This is a genomic window from Leclercia sp. UBA7405, from assembly GCF_037152215.1.
Classification (GTDB): Bacteria; Pseudomonadota; Gammaproteobacteria; order Enterobacterales; family Enterobacteriaceae; genus Enterobacter; species Enterobacter pneumoniae.
Genome location: NZ_JBBCMR010000001.1, coordinates 1,500,921 through 1,517,462 on the forward strand (window position 1 = coordinate 1,500,921; position 16,542 = coordinate 1,517,462).

The 16,542-nt window shown below is 56.8% G+C and carries 14 protein-coding genes; 6 read left to right on the plus strand and 8 right to left on the minus strand.

Going from position 1 to position 16,542, the window contains the following annotated elements; all coding sequences use genetic code 11:
• Positions 1-36 precede the first annotated feature (36 nt).
• Positions 37-1,266 carry a peptidase T gene (gene pepT / locus WFN75_RS07385; protein ID WP_336995937.1) on the plus strand — a complete coding sequence of 410 codons (1,230 nt, stop codon included), beginning with the start codon at positions 37-39 and terminating at the stop codon, positions 1,264-1,266.
• Here pepT and tehB read toward each other — a convergent pair.
• Positions 1,263-1,859, minus strand: coding sequence for a tellurite resistance methyltransferase TehB (tehB, locus tag WFN75_RS07390; RefSeq protein ID WP_212475922.1), 597 nt, complete (start codon positions 1,857-1,859; stop codon positions 1,263-1,265). The genes pepT and tehB overlap by 4 nt on opposite strands.
• Positions 1,856-2,860 (minus strand): dicarboxylate transporter/tellurite-resistance protein TehA, encoded by a 1,005-nt coding sequence (gene tehA, locus WFN75_RS07395; protein WP_212475919.1) that lies wholly within the window; start codon positions 2,858-2,860, stop codon positions 1,856-1,858. The genes tehB and tehA overlap by 4 nt, the downstream gene beginning before the upstream one ends.
• Before the next feature lie 122 nt (positions 2,861-2,982).
• On the opposite strand from tehA, the gene ydcK reads away from it, so the two are divergent.
• Positions 2,983-3,963: a YdcK family protein gene (gene ydcK / locus WFN75_RS07400; protein WP_336995938.1), complete on the plus strand. Its 981-nt coding sequence runs from the start codon at positions 2,983-2,985 to the stop codon at positions 3,961-3,963.
• Here ydcK and rimL read toward each other — a convergent pair.
• The 4 genes from rimL to WFN75_RS07420 form a co-directional block, all read right to left on the minus strand.
• Positions 3,958-4,497 carry a 50S ribosomal protein L7/L12-serine acetyltransferase gene (rimL, locus tag WFN75_RS07405; RefSeq protein WP_154298827.1) on the minus strand — a complete coding sequence of 180 codons (540 nt, stop codon included), beginning with the start codon at positions 4,495-4,497 and terminating at the stop codon, positions 3,958-3,960. The two genes, ydcK and rimL, sit on opposite strands and share 6 nt — an antisense overlap.
• A gap of 123 nt (positions 4,498-4,620) precedes the next feature.
• On the minus strand, positions 4,621-6,276 hold the full coding sequence (locus tag WFN75_RS07410) for a glucan biosynthesis protein D (RefSeq protein WP_040075534.1): 1,656 nt from the start codon (positions 6,274-6,276) through the stop codon (positions 4,621-4,623).
• Between the two features lie 247 nt (positions 6,277-6,523).
• Entirely contained in the window at positions 6,524-7,297 is a 774-nt protein-coding gene (locus WFN75_RS07415; protein WP_212475911.1) for an ABC transporter substrate-binding protein, read from the minus strand.
• 11 nt (positions 7,298-7,308) lie between these two features.
• A complete protein-coding gene (locus tag WFN75_RS07420) occupies positions 7,309-8,478 on the minus strand; it encodes a pyridoxal phosphate-dependent aminotransferase (RefSeq protein WP_336995939.1) in 1,170 nt (389 codons plus the stop codon).
• 111 nt (positions 8,479-8,589) lie between these two features.
• Here WFN75_RS07420 and WFN75_RS07425 point away from each other — a divergent pair, with 111 nt between their 5' ends.
• Complete coding sequence (locus tag WFN75_RS07425) at positions 8,590-9,432, plus strand: LysR family transcriptional regulator (RefSeq protein ID WP_263616909.1); 843 nt, start codon at positions 8,590-8,592, stop codon at positions 9,430-9,432.
• Here WFN75_RS07425 and WFN75_RS07430 read toward each other — a convergent pair.
• Both WFN75_RS07430 and hglS read right to left on the minus strand, forming a co-directional pair.
• A complete protein-coding gene (locus WFN75_RS07430; protein ID WP_336995940.1) occupies positions 9,419-10,927 on the minus strand; it encodes a carboxylesterase/lipase family protein in 1,509 nt (502 codons plus the stop codon). The two genes, WFN75_RS07425 and WFN75_RS07430, sit on opposite strands and share 14 nt — an antisense overlap.
• Positions 10,928-10,969: 42 nt before the next feature.
• Positions 10,970-12,313, minus strand: coding sequence for a 2-oxoadipate dioxygenase/decarboxylase HglS (gene hglS / locus WFN75_RS07435; RefSeq protein ID WP_233802264.1), 1,344 nt, complete (start codon positions 12,311-12,313; stop codon positions 10,970-10,972).
• Positions 12,314-12,696: 383 nt separating this feature from the next.
• On the opposite strand from hglS, the gene WFN75_RS07440 reads away from it, so the two are divergent.
• Genes WFN75_RS07440 through WFN75_RS07450 form a run of 3 tightly spaced genes read left to right on the plus strand, consistent with a single transcriptional unit; the run spans position 12,697 to position 16,538 of the window.
• Positions 12,697-15,096 (plus strand): DMSO/selenate family reductase complex A subunit, encoded by a 2,400-nt coding sequence (locus tag WFN75_RS07440; protein WP_336995941.1) that lies wholly within the window; start codon positions 12,697-12,699, stop codon positions 15,094-15,096.
• Positions 15,080-15,712, plus strand: a complete 633-nt coding sequence (locus tag WFN75_RS07445) for a DMSO/selenate family reductase complex B subunit (RefSeq protein WP_336995942.1) — start codon at positions 15,080-15,082, stop codon at positions 15,710-15,712. Before WFN75_RS07440 ends, WFN75_RS07445 begins: the two co-directional genes overlap by 17 nt.
• Positions 15,705-16,538 carry a dimethyl sulfoxide reductase anchor subunit family protein gene (locus WFN75_RS07450; protein ID WP_046885343.1) on the plus strand — a complete coding sequence of 278 codons (834 nt, stop codon included), beginning with the start codon at positions 15,705-15,707 and terminating at the stop codon, positions 16,536-16,538. The genes WFN75_RS07445 and WFN75_RS07450 overlap by 8 nt, the downstream gene beginning before the upstream one ends.
• Positions 16,539-16,542 lie beyond the last annotated feature (4 nt).

Genomic DNA, 16,542 nt, shown 5'->3' on the forward strand with positions numbered 1-16,542 from the left:
CAAACACCTGATAATACGAATAAAGAAGGATTCACTATGGCTTCGACGCTATCCAGACAATTAACCCATCGCTTTTTTCGCTATCTCGCCATCACCAGCCAGAGCGATGCTCAAATAAAAACCCTCCCCTCTACGCCAGGCCAACATGACATGGCGCGCGAACTGGCGAAGGAGCTGGAATCACTGGGTCTGGATGAGATTGTGATCGATGAATTTGCTACCGTTACCGCGGTAAGAAAAGGGAATGTGCCCGGCGCTCCGCGCATTGGTTTTATTACCCATATTGATACTGTAGACGTCGGATTATCACCGGATATTCATCCACAAATATTAACCTTTAAAGGTGAAGATCTCTGTCTGAATAAAGAGAAAGATATTTGGCTGCGGGTCGATGAGCATCCTGAAATACGGGCTTACCCGAATGAAGAGATTATTTTTAGCGACGGCACCAGCGTGCTGGGGGCAGATAATAAAGCCGCCGTCACCGTGGTGATGACCCTGCTGGAGAACCTTACCGCTGAACATGCGCATGGCGATATCGTGGTCGCCTTCGTGCCGGATGAAGAGATTGGACTATTAGGGGCCAAAGCCCTGGATTTGAAACGCTTCGACGTGGATTTCGCCTGGACCATCGACTGCTGCGAGATCGGCGAGATCGTCTACGAGAACTTTAACGCCGCCACGGCGGAAATCCGCTTTACCGGCGTGACCGCGCATCCGATGTCGGCGAAGGGGGTGCTGGTGAACCCGCTGTTGATGGCCATGGATTACATCAACCATTTTGATCGCCAGCAAACGCCAGAGTGCACCGAAGGACGGGAAGGTTACATCTGGTTTCAGGGGATGCAGGCCGGACAGAACGAAGCCATTCTGAAGGCGAATATTCGCGACTTCGACCAGCAGAGCTTTGCTGCCCGTAAGGCGCAAATTGCCGACGTAGCCGAGAAAATTGCGGCTCAACACCCCACCGCACGGGTGAGCTGGCATATCGAAGAGACCTACAGCAATATCAGCAATGCGTTGGGTGACGACCGTCGCGCCATTGACCTGATGTTTGCGGCGATGGAGAGCCTGGGCATTACGCCGAAACCGACGCCAATGCGCGGCGGTACCGACGGTGCTGCACTCTCCGCCAAAGGGCTGCTGACCCCGAACTTCTTCACCGGTGCGCATAACTTCCACTCGAAGTTCGAGTTCTTGCCGCTGTCGTCGTTCGAGGCCTCTTACAACACGGCGCTGCAAATCTGCCTGATGGCGGCCCGTTAAGCCGCTTTGCGCGCCAGCATAGTAGCAAAACGCAATTTAATGCGATTCCCCTCGGCGTCGGTGCGGTGTAGCTCACCGACGTCTTCGTTATATTTCAGCAGATCCCAGCCGGCATAATACGCACTCAGCTCCCCGCTTTTAAAGGCAAACGGGAAACCCACCGTGCAGGGGAAATCGTCGGTGTCCATCGCGGCCACGATCAGGTTGTACCCACCCGGTTTGGTGCACTCCTGCATGTTGGCAATCAGACCCGGAATGGTCTTCGCTTCCAGGAACATCATTACCACGGTTGAGAGGATAAAATCGTATTCGCCGTCAAAGCGCAGGGTGTTGAGATCCTTGATGGCCGTCTGCAGCGTTGTGATGCCCTCTTTGGCTTTAATGCTTTCGATGTTGCTAATGCCGGCCGGATTTTTGTCCCAGGCGGTGACATCGAAACCGTTCGCAGCCAGATAAAGGCTATTGCGTCCGTTACCACAGCCGAGGTCGAGTGTTTTACCCGGTTTGACAATCCCGGCGCTGTACAGCACCTCTGAATGGGTGCGGGTCAGGCCATATTTTTCGGTGAAGTAGTTCTCATCAATCACAGTCATTTTTTTTCCTCAGTCTGCATCAGTAAGGCTTTGTCTGTACGAATTAACAGCTTGCCCTGCATCAGCAGAATAAATGTGCGAACCAGTAACAGCGCGATTATCGCGTTGGTGAAAATAAACAGCGGAATAGCAATAACGTGGAACAGTCCGGTACTACTGCTTTGCCCCAGATGCAGGCCGGTGGTGGCGAGCGCCGAGACGCCGAACGAGAAGCTCCAGAACGAGGCATTAAAGGGTTGCGACAAATACCAGGGCATCAGGCGCAGCATAAACAGCAGTTGCAGCAGGCCGTAGCCGAACAACATTTTGGCAAAGGTATCCGCTTCGCCGCCGTTCACGCTAAACCAGGCACTACAGGCTACCAGCGCGGGGGCAAGCTGGATGCCAAGCGAAGTGCGTAGCGCCTGGGGCAGCTCTCCGGCGCTGCGCAGGCGTTGCAAAATGACCGGCTCAAGACTCAGCCACGAGAAGACGCCCGCCCCCAAAAACAGCAGCCCGGCATCGTGAAAACCCAGGGCTCCGCAGCCCATCGCGCTGATGAAGTTGTTGGCCACCGTGGGCAGATACAGCCCCGGCGTGGTGGCCTCCTCCGGATGGCGCCCGCGCCACAACCCGGCGCTCTGCCAGGCGGCGTAGCTGAGTTGCACCACTACACCGATGCTAAACAGCACCAGCGCCAACGGGCGATACCAGGGTACCACGCCAATTGACACCAGTAGCGTAGTGGCAGGAAAGAGGCTGACGAAACTGCTCATCACCGGATGGCGCATCTCCGTCAGCACGCTTTGCGGGAAGCGCACCGCACGGGTCATAAACGCCACCGTCAGCAGCAGCCAGAGGGTTATCGCCAGCCCCACGAGGATCTCCCCCGGCCAGGGCGTTACAGGCCAGATTGTTCCGGCATAACGCCAGGCGAAACCCATGCCGATGATCCCCAGCACCATGCCGTAATAGCCGGAGGGTAAGTTAAGAACTTGTTCAGATTTGTTAGTTTTATACATTTATTTTAAATTATAAAGTATATTTGAAATGCTATTTTAAGGGGTTTCATTTGTGGATGCCACTCTTTCGATCAACGTAAAGTTTGCTACGTTTAGTAAAGAGAACAACTGCGGAAACCCTGATGAATAAATACCGACTTAGCGATGAAACGCGTCTGCACCATTGGCATGACGGCGACCACAAATCGTCCGTGGCGCTCCGCCAGCTGATCGCCACCCGGGATTTTGCCGACGTCCCCTGCGGCAGCCGTGGCGGCTGGGTTGAGGACGAGGCAGCCTTATCGCAAGAGGGAGATTGCTGGCTCTACGACCAGAACAGCGTGGTATTTGCCGGGGCACAAGTCACCGGCAATGCGCGGCTCACCCAGCCTTGTGTGATCAGCCATCACGCCCGTATTGGGGACAACGTCTGGGTTGATAGCGCAGAGGTCAGCCACGGTGCCCGCCTGTGTGACAACGTCACGGTTCAGGCATCCGTAGTGCGCGGCGAATGTCATCTCTACGGTAATGCGCGCATTCTGCATAACAGCGTCGTCATAGCCGCCAAAGGGTTAACTCCGGATCGGGATCTGATTCTGCAAATCTACGGCAACGCCACGGTCAGCGAGTCGCGCGTGGTACATCAGGCGCAGATCTACGGCAATGCTATTGTGAACTGGGCGTTTATTGAGCATCGCGCTGAGGTCTTCGACAATGCGCTGCTGGAAGGCAATGAGCTGAATAACGTCTGGGTATGTGACTGCGCCAAAGTCTACGGCAATGCGCGCCTGCGCGCCGGGCGCGAGGACGATGCCATCCCCACCCTGCGTTACAGCTCCCAGGTGGCGGAAAATGCGCTCGTGGAAGGCAACTGCGTCATTAAACATCATGTGCTGATTGGCGGCGAGGCGTGGCTAAGCGGCGGGCCAATTCTCATTGATGACAAGGTGGTGATTCAGGGACGCGCGCGTATCCGTGGCGAAGTGCTGATCGAGCATCATATTGATATTACCGACGATGCGGTGATCGAGGCCCTTGATGGCGAGGCTATTCATCTACGCGGCGCGAAGGTGATTAACGGCGCGCAGCGTATTATCCGCACACCGCTGCTGGGGGCCTTATAGTTCGACAATCCGGGCGTAGATATTCTGGTCGTCGTAGTGCCCGTTGAGAAACTCAGCCTGTTTCAGGCACCCTTCCAGCTCAAAGCCATTGGCCAGTGCCACGCGATTGCTGGCCGCGTTCGCCACGCGACATTTGATGACGAAACGGCGAATCTCTTTACGTTCAGCGTAATAGCGGATAAAGCCCTGCAACGCCTGCGAGAGGATCCCCTGCCCCTGATGCGCCTCATCCAGCCAGTAGCCGATATACCCGGTTTTGTTCAGCGGCTCGATGGCGTTAAACGACAGCACCCCCACCAGCACGTTATCGAGAAAGATCAGGAACATTTTGGCGTAACCGCGCTGATGCAGCATCTGGTTACTCTGGATATTTTTTAGCGAATCTTCTGCACTCCCCACATATTGCGGCCACTCCAGAAACTGCTGCAGCCAGTCGCGATTTTTAATCACCAGGTTGTACAGCTCAGCGGCGTGACTTTCCTCTACCGCGCGCAGTTCAAGCGAGGAGGAAATGGGGATAATTTCAGGGGGGATAGCGGTCATAGGGCCTACGTTTTGTGGATTTACGTGGCGTCAGTCTACTGAACCACGACCGCGGCGGCTACGCCCAGGATTGAGGGTTTACGGCCCCTCCCGGTCAGAGAGGGGCTTCATCCTTTAGCGCATTACGCGGTCATCCACGTAGTTACGCTTGTCCGGCGCCGGCGGGAAGTATTGATACAGCCAGGTTTCGCTGATTGCATCCCCCTGGCAGCGCAGGAACATGCGCATTTCAACCGGATCGGTAGAGTCGTCGGTGGGATACCAGTCGAACAGAATGCGGTAGCCATCGAAGGGCTCGACGTAGAGGATCTCAACCTGCTTCGCTTCGCCGTTAGAGAGGGTAATGACCGGCTCGATCCCCTTTGGCGCGGCCGCTTTCAGATCGCCGCCGATAAAGTCGATGGCGAAACGGCGGGCCCAGACTTTCGGGTAGTGCTCACCGGGTGCCCAGCCTTCCGGGAAGCCCCCCATGCCGGTACGGGTGGCAAACACGTTGGCCAGCGGTGAACGCACCGGAGGTTTGGCGCTCCAGTGCAGACGATACTGGAACTCCAGTTCATCCCCCGCCTTCACCGGTTTTTCGGGCTGCCAGAAGCAGACCACGTTATCCAGGGTCTCGCCGGTGGTGGGGATCTCCATCAGGCCTACGGCCCCTTTGCCCCACTTGTTCAGCGGCTCCACCCACAGACTTGGACGCTTGTTATACCAGCCCATAATGTCCTGATAATGCGAGAAGTCGCGATCCAACTGCAGTAGACCAAAACCTTTCGGGTTCTTATCCTGGAAGGCATTGAACTGCAGCTTTTGTGGGTTATTCAGCGGACGGCATACCCACTCACCGTTGCCGCGCCACATGGCCAGACGGTCGGAATCGTGGATCTGCGGATGGATGGTGTCGCACATGCGGCGCTCATTGTTGCCGCAGGCAAACATACTGGTCATCGGCGAAATACCGAGCTGTTTAATGTCTTTGCGGGCGAAGAGATGGTTATCCACCTCCATAACAACCCGATCGTTCTCGCAGTGGATCACGAACTTATAAGCGCCGGTTACGCTCGGGCTGTCGAGCAGCGTATAGACCGTAAAGGTGGTATCGCCCGGTTTGACCGTTTCGAACCAGAACGAGGTAAAGTCCGGGAACTCTTCCGGCGAATCGGTGAAGGTATCGATGGCGAGGCCACGGGCGGACAAACCGTACTGATAGGTGTCATCCACCGCGCGGAAGTAGCTCGCCCCCAGGAAGGAGACGATATCCCGACGTGCCAGCTCAGGCGCTTTAAAGGCACGGAAGCCCGCAAAGCCTAAATCGCTCTGCCCTTCCAGCTGCCGGGTGTCCACGCCCGCGTCGTGATAGTTAAAAAGTTCCGGACGGAAGTGGATTTCGCGCGCCTGGGAGGTGGCGGAGTCCAGAGAGAACATCCGCACGCGACGGCGGAAACCCATCCCGACGTGGAAAAACTGTACATCCAGTTCACGATTATCGATGTTATTCCACAGGGAGTGTTTTGCATCATACTGAATGCTGTTGTAGGCCTGCGGCGTGAGGGTCGCCAGGGTTTCAGGCAGCGCACGCGGTGCGCCTCCCCAGGGTTTTTGCGCCAGGTCGTGGGCCATAGACTGCAACACTGAGAAGTCGAAGCGACGGCTCAGACCGTCGGCAATATCCGATTCAGCTGCGTTAGCTGCGCGGGAAAATAGCGCCGCGAAACCCGATGTGCCGCTAAGCGCGGCGACCGCCAGTGAGCCTTGTAAAAAACGTCTGCGATTCATGCCTGGAAAAACGTCCTTATGGTCGTGGATGTGAGTTTCGCGTTGATCGAAACGACGGCAAAAAAGAGCACCCTTAGAGGGGCACAGCCTAAACAAAAACGGTTAATAATCCAATTGTTGGTCGGTGTTTATCTGAACAAAGCGAGAAATATTTTCTGTCGAGGGGAAAAGGCTGAATCGGAGGTAAAGTTACGTATAAAAAGGACCCCTGCCTGACATCATCAGCAGGGGCCAGTATGGCGCACTATTATTTTACGCTGACATCGATACCCGGGAAGTACTTCTGGGCCAGTTTATCGATCGTTCCATCAGCGCGGACTTTATCGATAGCGGCATCGAGCTGCTTTCTGGAAGCTTCATCCCCTTTTCGCAACCCAAAGCCGATACCACTGCCGAGGATCGTGTCGTCAGACACGGGTTTGCCAATAAAACCAAACCCTTTACCCTGCGGCTTGCTAAGGAAACCTGCCTGCCCGGCCGCCGACATCACCAACGAAGCGTCAATGCGGCCATTCAGCAGGTCACCCCATGCCATATTCTGATCTTTATAAGACACCACGGTGACACCGTGCTTCTCCCAGTGCTCTTTCGCGTAGGTTTCCTGAATAGAACCCTGCAGTACGCCAATGGTTTTTCCTTTCAGCCCGGCCGGGGTGGCATCCACCGCCATCCCCGATTTACCCACCAGCTGGGAGGGAATACGGTAGATGGGCTGCGTGAAGTCGATACTTTCACGACGCTTTTCAGTAATGTTCATTGCCGAGTTAATGGCATCAAACTTTTTCGCCACCAGCCCAGGGATGAGCGCGTCAAACGACGTTTCCACCCAGCTGCACTTCAGCGCAGCGGCGGCACAGATGGCGTTACCCAGATCAATATCAAACCCTTCCAGTTCGCCTGAGGCATTGCGGCTTTCAAACGGCGGATATTCCGCTTCGACCCCGTATCGTAACTCGGTGGCGGCAAAGGTGGAGAAAGAACAGAGCAATCCCAGGCCGACGACGAACGCATTTATTTTCATACCCGTACTCCTTAGCGTGGTTTAACCTGGCATAGCGCCTGCGCACCTGCCCGTAATGTGGCCTCATCTTTCGCGAAAGAGAGACGAATCAGTTTGTTATCTGTGCTATCCGTGTAAAACGCCGACAGGGGAATGGTCGCGACGCCACAATCGACAATCAGCCGTTTCACCATCTCGCTGTCGCGTTCATCGCTAAAGTGGCTGTAATCCGCCAGCAGGAAGAACGAACCGGCGCTCGGCAGCAGACGGAAAGGCGAGTCCGCCAGCAGACTCACCAGCAGGTCGCGCTTACGCTGATAGAAAGCCGCCAGCGACAGCCAGGTCTGCGGATCGGCCATGTGCTCGGCAAACGCATACTGCATAGGAGTATCGGCAGAAAACATTAAAAATTGATGGACCTTGCAGATCTCATCAATCACTTCTGCCGGGGCCACACAGTAGCCTACGCGCCAGCCGGTGACGTGGTAGGTCTTGCCAAATGACGAAATAATGACGCTCCGCTCCGCCAACTGCGGATGCGTCGCCATGCCATGATGCGGCACGCCGTCAAAGACCACATGCTCATACACCTCGTCGGAAAGAATGATGATATCGGTGTTGCGCGTCAGCGTTGCCAGCTGCGTCAGGTCATCTGCTGAGAAGACCTGCCCGCTCGGGTTGTGGGGTGTATTGATGATGATCATTCGGGTGCGGGGCGTAATGGCGGCCCGCACTTCATCCCAGTTGACGGCAAAATCTGGCACCGTCAGCTTGATGGCGACCGGTGTCGCCCCCTGCAAACGGACAATCGGCGCGTAACTGTCAAACGAGGGCTCGAAATAGATCACCTCATCCCCGGGATGCACCAGCCCGCTGATAGCAGAGTAAAGCCCTTCGCTGGCGCTGGCGGTGACCAGCACTTCCCTTTCGGCATCGTAGCGGGTGCCGTACAGACCTTCGATTTTATCGGCGATGCGCGTTTTCAGCGCCGCCAGGCCAGTCATCGCCGCATACTGATTGCGATCGGCCTCCATCGCGCGGGTTACGCCGGCGATCAGTTTAGGATCGCAGGAGAAGTTCGGGGCGCCCTGAGAGAGGTTGATGGCGTTATGCTGCGCCGAAAGCTGACCGATAACGGTAAAGATGGTGGTGCCCACATCCGGCAGTTTGGAACGGGTCTGGATTGGCGTGCGTAAAGTCATCGGTAGTCCTTTCTCGTGGAGAGTGCATAACTATTCAATCTGAAGCAGATTGCGGCGACAACCGAATTGTTGTCATAATAGCCATGAGAAAAAAACATACCTGGAGGCGCTATGGCGCGTCGTACTTTTCCGCTAAATGCCGTTGAGACCTTCCTGGTCACCGCCCGGCATCTCAATTTAACCCATGCGGCGAAAGAGTTATGTCTGACCCAGGGGGCGGTGAGTCGAAAGATTGCCGCCCTGGAAAACTGGTTTGGCTTTCCCCTCTTTGAGCGCCACGCCCGCGGCCTGCGACTCTCTTCCCAGGGCAGCGCTCTGCTGCCGGATCTGCGCAGCGCCTTCGAGCACTTCCTGACGGTGGCAGACCAGGCGCGCGCCCAGCAGACGGTGGTGCGTCTGAAGGCGCCGACCTGTGCCATGCGCTGGCTCATACCCCGCCTGATTGAGGTGGAGCACCAGCAGCCTGAGCTGCAAATCGCCCTGACCACGACCATCGATCACAGCGTGAACTTCAAAACAGAATCCTATGACGCAGCGATTGTCTTTGGTGCCCAGCTGAGCGCGGGCGATCTGCTGTTCGAAGAGGCGCTAACGCCGGTGGTCAGCCCGTTGCGAGGGGGTACCGACGTCGAAAACCTGACCTTTTTACACCCGACCCGGGATAACACCGACTGGTCATTGTGGCTGGAAAAACAGGGCATGCCGCCACCTGCCATGCACAAAAATCAACACTTCGACACCATGGACCTGGCGATCACCGCCGCGATTCAGGGGCTGGGAGTGGCGATTGCCGATGAGACGCTGGTGGCAGAAGATCTCCGCACCGGGCGGCTGCGGCGGCCCTACCCCAGCAGCGTCAAGACCGGTGCGAGTTATCGTCTGGTATTGCGAGAGTCACCTGACAAAGCGACGGCGCTGACGGCGTTTCGCGCCTGTCTGCTTAATCGAGGCTGACATGGTGTTTCATCACCCGCTTAAATAGCGCCAGTCGCGCGCGCATAAAGCGGGTCTCAAGCTTAAATCCTGCATTTTTATTCAAACCAATGCGTAACAAGACGTCCCGCCCTTTAATGCAGGCAGGCCAGCGGATGGCCCCATTCAGCGTGGCACAGTCCCGGCTGGCGTGGCGGGCAAAATTAACCCAGTAATCCGCGACCCTGGCCGAAAAGGCGAGATCGCGTTCATTAACATACTCCCGCGCCGGCTCGGCCAGCGTTAGGGTATCAAACACGTAAGGCACCTCATTACCGTGCCAGGCGCCGTTGGCGTAGGTGTCATGCTCTGCTTCCGCCACGTAATCAAACCAGTAGCGCCAGCAGGGCTCGCCGACCCGCTGCTGCGCCTGCATCACCACATAGCCCAGCGTAGTAAAGGCCATATCACGACAGACCTCGCGCCCCAGGGCTTCATCTCCCTTCACGCCCGGATAGAGCAGTTTAATCAGGCCCAGCCCCAGCCGCCGCTCTTGCCGCAGCTTCTGGATCTGCCCGGCGAGATCGACGCCAAAGACCGCCATCACGCTGGCCTCATCGCTGTTGGAACCAATTATCACCGGCATCGGATGCTGGCGGGCAGCATAGAAGCACTCCAGCATCGGCTCCGGCAGAACGCAATCGCCCACGATAGGCGCAGGTGCGACATTCAAGGGTGCCGTGAGCGGCCAGAAGGATTCGGCCGGGAGGGCCCTCAGCTGCTCTGCCGTTGCGTTTTCCAGACCAAAGTGGCGCGCCAGCGCGACGCCTTTTTCCAGCGCCTGCGTGCGAGGCGTATCGGGCAAGGTATAACCGCTCTGGATAATGGCTTTACGGAACAGCCCTTTCGCCAGCGGCGAGGCCATTAATGACAACACGCTGCGCGCCCCTGCGGATTCGCCAAACAACGTTACGTTTTGCGCATCGCCGCCAAATGCGGCGATGTTGTCACGCACCCATTCCAGCGCCGCTATTTGATCTAACAGCGCGAAATTGTGCACCACCTGCCCCTCTTCCCCCTCCAGAGCCGGATGGGCAAAAAACCCGAGATGGCCGAGGCGGTAGTTGAGCGTCACCAGAATCACATCCCGCCGGGCCAGAGCCTTACCGTTATAGGGCGGTAAGCCACCAGCACCAATGGTAAATCCCCCGCCGTGCAGCCAGACCATGACGGGGAGCGGTGTAGGACGTTTTACCGGTGCCCAGACGTTCAGATAGAGGCAATCTTCCGAGAAACGCCCCGGATCGCCGCCCCCCAGTTCCTGGCAATATTCACTGTTTTGCCAGCTGGACGGGGCCATTTCCTGCGCCGGACGTACGCCCGGCCAGCTCTCAACAGGCTGCGGCGATCGCCAGCGTAGCGCACCAACGGGCGGCGCGGCATAAGGAATGCCGAGCCAGACCTGAACATTATCGTCCGTCGCGCCAAGCAGCGCGCCATGACGGGTCGTCACTATTGGGGTGGAGAGGTTTTCCATTCACGCCTTCTCTTAACAAAACACCCCAGCAGAGTAACGGTTTCAGAGCAAACCGCAACGCCGTTTACTGCGTGATTCCGCCTCTTCATAGAGGGCAAACTCATCCAGTACCGGGCAGCCCAGCGCGGTTTCAAACGCCTCACGGCTGGCATTGCCATGGCTGCGCGCCTGGGTTTCATTGCCCAGATTTGACTGGAAAATCCCGGCGGCGCTCACCGGCAGAAAATCCTCGTAGGTAATAGGTTGTGCCACCACCCAACCGCGCTCAATCAGCGGCTGCGGATCGTCACCGGGACCAAAAGCGTGGCGATGTGCTTCACCGCTCGGCGTCAGACGATAGCGGAACCATGCCAGACCCTGACGGCGCAACATCATTTCACTGTCTGGGAAGGCGCGGAACACTTCCTGCAGATGCAGCTGGTGCGTAAGGTTATCTTTACCGGTACCCGCTTCAGCCAGCAGGCGATCGTAGAGTTCACGCCCTTTCGGCGTTAACGCCACGCCCCGCTGTTCAATTTCGCCAAAACGGGCAGTATGCGTGCCCAAATGTTCCCCGGCAAAATGGACGGGCTCCTCCAGCGCTTTAAAGCTGGTCTGACGCAGCAGCAGGGGGATCTCGCGGCGTGGCGGCCCTTCGATCAGGATCTTCGGCTCAATACCGTATTCCGGCATGAGCGCCTGTGCCCGATCGATATCCAGGGTTCGCGGAGTCAGATGGTTGATATGACAGCCGGGGAAGCAGACCACGTCGGCTATCAGACGGTGTTCGTTGTGCAGCGCCATATAAGTCTCTTGATCCACGGTGGCATGGCGGTGCCAGCGGAAGGTTTCCAGTGCCTCTTGCACAAACTCATGCGCCTGGGCTTCGGTAAATCCCCCTGCCGTCTCGTACAGATCGATCAATGCCAGGCAGCGCGGGGTGAAGATGTTGCGCTGGGCCAGAATTGCCGCCGCCTTCTCGCGCAGGGCCACATTTTCAATCAGCTCCAGGCGTAACAATGAGGTAAAGACCCGAAACGGGTTGCGGCATAATGCGGCGTCATCCACCGGGCGGAACGCCGTCGAGTGTACCGGCACCCCGGCCTGCGAAAGATCGTAATAGCTGACCGGGAACATCCCCATGATGGCAAACATCCGGCGCAGGGTCGCCAGTTCCTGGGCCGTGCCCACGCGGATGGCACCGTGGCGCTCCACGTTCAGTCGCGCCAGTTCGTCGGCATTCGCCAGTTGTTCATGTAAAAGTGGGTTATTTTCCAGAACGGCCAGATTCACATCCGCCACCAGCTCTAGCAAGGTGCCGTACTGCGGAACTTCCTGCTGGTACATCCCCGACATAGCTTGCGAAAAGTGTTCCCGAATATCATCTGCCGTGATGGTGTTCGCCATGATGTCATGCCTCCAGTGAATATTACCTGGAGTGTAGAGAAGGCTGCTGCGGACGTTTGAGAGAATTTCTGAAGTGTGATCCCGATTGCTGGACGGAGAATTTATGAGCGACTCCCCTTTAATATTTCCGGGAGAAATGAAATATGACATAACAATATAAAATGTAATATTTTTTATTTCGACATTGCATCCGTGAAAAACGGTTTACGCTATCACTCACCTGAATAATACAAGACTTTTTCAGCCGTTTTTTACGCCGTTTTAATTGCTAACAATTATCATTTAAATGAGGATGTTATATTCCCTCCTCCCCCCTTGATTAATATCAATTACCCCCTTCGGGCTATAAGACAAAATACGCGCTCTTTAAAAGAGGAACAATTATGTCTGCACCTGAAAACAATGACGACAGCCTCCCGCTTGGCGTCTCCCGACGGGGATTCCTGAAAGCGAGTTCGGCCGCTGTAGCCCTCCCTTTTTTGTTCAACCAGCGAGCAAATGCCACGGGGAGTGATGCCGGTACGGTCATCAACGAGGTTCACGCAGCGGAACGCGTAGTGCAAACCTGCAGTACCTTCGATTGCGGCGGTAAATGTGACATTCGGGCCCACATTGCCGACGGCGTGGTGACCCAAATTACCACGCGTCCGGACAGCGCACTTGATACGCAAATGCCGGTAATGCGCGCCTGCGTTCGCGGCCGCAGCTACCGTAAATTCGTTTATCATCCCGACCGTCTTAAATATCCGATGAAGCGGGTAGGGAAACGCGGCGAAGGTAAATTCGAACGTATCTCCTGGGACGAAGCCACTACCCTTATTGCGGATAACATCAAACGTATTACCGCCAAATATGGTCCTGAGTCGCGTTTTGTTCATAATAATACCGCCGTCAGCGGAGGGACTTTTTCCGGCGATAAAATGATGCGCCGTTTATTTAATCTCACCGGCGGCTATCTGCAATATTATCACTCCGTCAGCATGGGCAATACAGCCGCCGCCACCCCTTATACCTACGGCACCGCTGCCAGCGGCAGTTCACTGGATACGCTGGCCGATACCCCGCTGGTCATTCTCTGGGGACATAACCCGACTGAGACCATCTTTGGCCACAGCAACCACTATTTCCAGCAAATGAAGCAAAAAGGTACGCGCTTTATTGTGGTTGACCCGCGCTATTCCGATACGGTGTCATCGCTGGCCGACGAATGGGTGCCGCTTCTGCCCTCAACGGATAATGCGCTGATGGATGCGATGATGTATGTCATCGTCAGCGAAAACCTTCATGATAAGGCCTTTATTGAACGATATACCCTCGGCTTTGATGAAGCGTCCATGCCAGAGGGGGTACCGGCCAACGAATCGCTGGTCGCTTACCTGACGGGTAAAAAAGACGGCATCGTAAAAACGCCGGAATGGGCCGAGAAAATCACCCACGTCCCGGCGCAAACCATTCGCCAGCTCGCACGTGACTATGCCACCACCAAACCGGCGGCGCTGATTCAGGGCTGGGGCCCTCAGCGCCATATCTGCGGCGAACGTACCGCCCGCGGCTCTACCCTGCTGGCCACCCTGACGGGTAACGTCGGCGTGAAAGGCGGCTGGGCGGCAGGCTACGGCGGCTGTGGCAACCGTAAGTTTACGACCGGCCCCGAGATGCCCGACAACCCGGTAAAAGAGAAAATCTCTATCATGAACTGGGTGCAGGCCGCCGACGATGCCAGCAAGGTTACGCCGCAGGACGGCCTCACCGGTGCCACACAGCTGAAAAGCAACATCCGCATGCTGGTGTCGCTGGCGGGTAACTATCTGGCAAACCAAAACCCCGACCTGCTCCAGGCAGTAAAGGTGCTGGAGGATGAATCCAAAATAGAGTTTATCTTAGTCAGCGATCTCTATATGACCCCCAGCGCCCGCTACGCCGATCTGCTGCTCCCCGAAACCAGCTTTATGGAGCGCTGGAACATCGGCGAAACCTGGGGGACCGGCAGCTATCTGATCCTTTCTGAAAAGCTGATTGAGCCAGAATTTGAACGCCGTTCGGATTACGACTGGCAGCGCGAAGTGGCCGCCAAGCTCGGCGTTGAGCCGCAATTCAGTGAAGGGCGCAGTGAAAAAGAGTGGATCGAACACATCTGGGAGCAGACCCGCCTGGCGATGCCGGATGAGCATTTGCCCACCTTTACTGAGCTGCAGCAAACGCGCCAGCATCTGTTTAAAAGCGAACCCTACGTGGCGTTTGAAGCCAACATTCGCGATCCCGAGGCGAACCCGTTCCCCACGCCGTCGGGCAAAATCGAGATTTTCTCCAAACGGCTGTACGACATGAAGCATCCCGACATTCCTGCCCTGTCGCACTACGTCCCGGCGGCGGAAGGCCCGGAAGATCCCCTGGTCAAACAGTATCCGCTGCAGCTGATCACCTGGAAAGGAAAGAACCGCGCGAACTCCACGCAATATGCCAACCCCTGGTTGCAGGAGGTGCAGATCCAAAAACTGTGGATCAACCCGCTGGATGCGCAAAAACGGGGTATCCGCCAGGGCGACCTCGTGCGCATTCACAATGCGCGCGGCGTCTGCCAGGTGCCGGCTGAAGTGACGCCGCGCATCATTCCCGGCGTCGTGGCCATGCAGGCGGGTGCCTGGTGGCAGCCGGATGCCGACGGGGTCGATCTCGGCGGTTGTCCAAACGTACTAAGCTCGGCGCGAATTACTCCGCTTGCTAAAGGTAACGCGCATCAAACCCTGCTTGTGGAGGTCGTCAAGTATGAGTCAGCAGTATAAAGAGTTCCCCGCGGTCAGCGATAAACAGCTGGGATTTTTCATCGATTCTTCGCGCTGCTCGGGCTGTAAAGCCTGTCAGGTGGCCTGCAAAGACAAACATAATCTTGAGGTGGGTCGACGCTTTCGTCGGGTATACGAGGTGAATGGCGGCGGATTTATCCCGACCGGTCAGGGGGGCGTGATCAACTCGGTATTCGCTTATACCCTCTCGATCTCCTGTAACCATTGTGCCGATCCTATCTGCACTAAAAACTGCCCCACCACCGCGATGCACAAACGGCCCGGCGACGGCATCGTGCGCGTCGATACCCGCAAATGCGTGGGTTGCGGCTATTGCGCCTGGTCCTGCCCGTACGGCGCACCGCAGATGAATGAGGAGACGGGACAGATGTCGAAATGCGACCTGTGCGTAGATTTACTGGCGCAAGGCGAGCAGCCCATCTGCGTAGCAACCTGTCCGCTGGGGGCCATTAAGTTTGGGCCCATCGATGAGCTCCGCGCCCTGTACGGTACGGTTTGCGATGTTCAGGGGCTGCCGGATTCGTCCATTACGCAGCCGAACCTGGTGATAAAACCCCACGCTGGGGCAGAAAAAGAGGAGCCGCCGCATGCATGAGTTGCCATTACTGATTTTCACCCTGCTGGTGCAAGGCTCGGTCGGTATCACGCTGTTTTTAACCCTCGCCGTCAGAAAGGCGAAAACGCTGCCTGCGGCCCAGCGTCAACTGCTGCCGGCCATGCTGCTGGCCTGCATTGCCGGCGGGCTGGGTCTGGTGGCCTCGACGCTGCACCTGGGTTATCCGCTGAATGCGTTTAATGCGCTGCGCCATGTAGCCAGCTCGTGGTTAAGCCGTGAAATCGTCTTCGCCAGTCTCTATCTCGCGGTGCTTGGTCTTTGCACGCTCAGCATGCTGGTAAGAAAATCACCGCTGGCGCTGTTGTTGCCGGTTGCCACGCTGCTAGGGTTGATCGACGTCTGGTGCATGAGCGCGATCTACGCCAGCAGCACGGTGGTGACCTGGATGCATTTCAACACCTGGCTGATGTTTTATGGCGCGGTGGGCATTCTCGGCGCGGTGGCGATGGCCTGGCTGCCCCTACTGAATACCCCTGGCGTGATGCAGGCCCGCACGCGACTTCTGCGTCTGGCGGCGATGCTGGTTATCGCGATTGTGGCGGTGCGTCTGCTGGCTCAGCCAGCCTACGTGCACTATCTGGCCAGCGCGCCGCTGAATGGCGTCGTCACCCTGCCGCATCAGCCGGTTGAGGCCTTCAATCAGCATGGCGGGCTGCGACTGTTTAGCTGGGTTGCCAGCGTCCTGGGCGCCATTCTGTTTGCGTTCAGCGCCTGGCGTCACCGTAGAAACGGCGTGCTGTTCGGAGGGCTGCTGCTGATCCTGGCAGAGATCCTCTTCCGCTTTGTTTTCTTTAGCATCGGCTGATTGT

Excerpts from the sequence above, each read along its gene's own strand:
- pepT (WP_336995937.1), top strand. The coding sequence starts at position 37 with ATGGCTTCGACGCTATCCAGACAATTAACCCATCGCTTTTTTCGCTAT.
- tehB (WP_212475922.1), bottom strand. The coding sequence starts at position 1,859 with ATGACTGTGATTGATGAGAACTACTTCACCGAAAAATATGGCCTGACC.
- tehA (WP_212475919.1), bottom strand. The coding sequence starts at position 2,860 with ATGTATAAAACTAACAAATCTGAACAAGTTCTTAACTTACCCTCCGGC.
- ydcK (WP_336995938.1), top strand. The coding sequence starts at position 2,983 with ATGAATAAATACCGACTTAGCGATGAAACGCGTCTGCACCATTGGCAT.
- WFN75_RS07410 (WP_040075534.1), bottom strand. The coding sequence starts at position 6,276 with ATGAATCGCAGACGTTTTTTACAAGGCTCACTGGCGGTCGCCGCGCTT.
- WFN75_RS07415 (WP_212475911.1), bottom strand. The coding sequence starts at position 7,297 with ATGAAAATAAATGCGTTCGTCGTCGGCCTGGGATTGCTCTGTTCTTTC.
- WFN75_RS07420 (WP_336995939.1), bottom strand. The coding sequence starts at position 8,478 with ATGACTTTACGCACGCCAATCCAGACCCGTTCCAAACTGCCGGATGTG.
- WFN75_RS07425 (WP_263616909.1), top strand. The coding sequence starts at position 8,590 with ATGGCGCGTCGTACTTTTCCGCTAAATGCCGTTGAGACCTTCCTGGTC.
- WFN75_RS07430 (WP_336995940.1), bottom strand. The coding sequence starts at position 10,927 with ATGGAAAACCTCTCCACCCCAATAGTGACGACCCGTCATGGCGCGCTG.
- hglS (WP_233802264.1), bottom strand. The coding sequence starts at position 12,313 with ATGGCGAACACCATCACGGCAGATGATATTCGGGAACACTTTTCGCAA.
- WFN75_RS07440 (WP_336995941.1), top strand. The coding sequence starts at position 12,697 with ATGTCTGCACCTGAAAACAATGACGACAGCCTCCCGCTTGGCGTCTCC.
- WFN75_RS07445 (WP_336995942.1), top strand. The coding sequence starts at position 15,080 with ATGAGTCAGCAGTATAAAGAGTTCCCCGCGGTCAGCGATAAACAGCTG.
- WFN75_RS07450 (WP_046885343.1), top strand. The coding sequence starts at position 15,705 with ATGCATGAGTTGCCATTACTGATTTTCACCCTGCTGGTGCAAGGCTCG.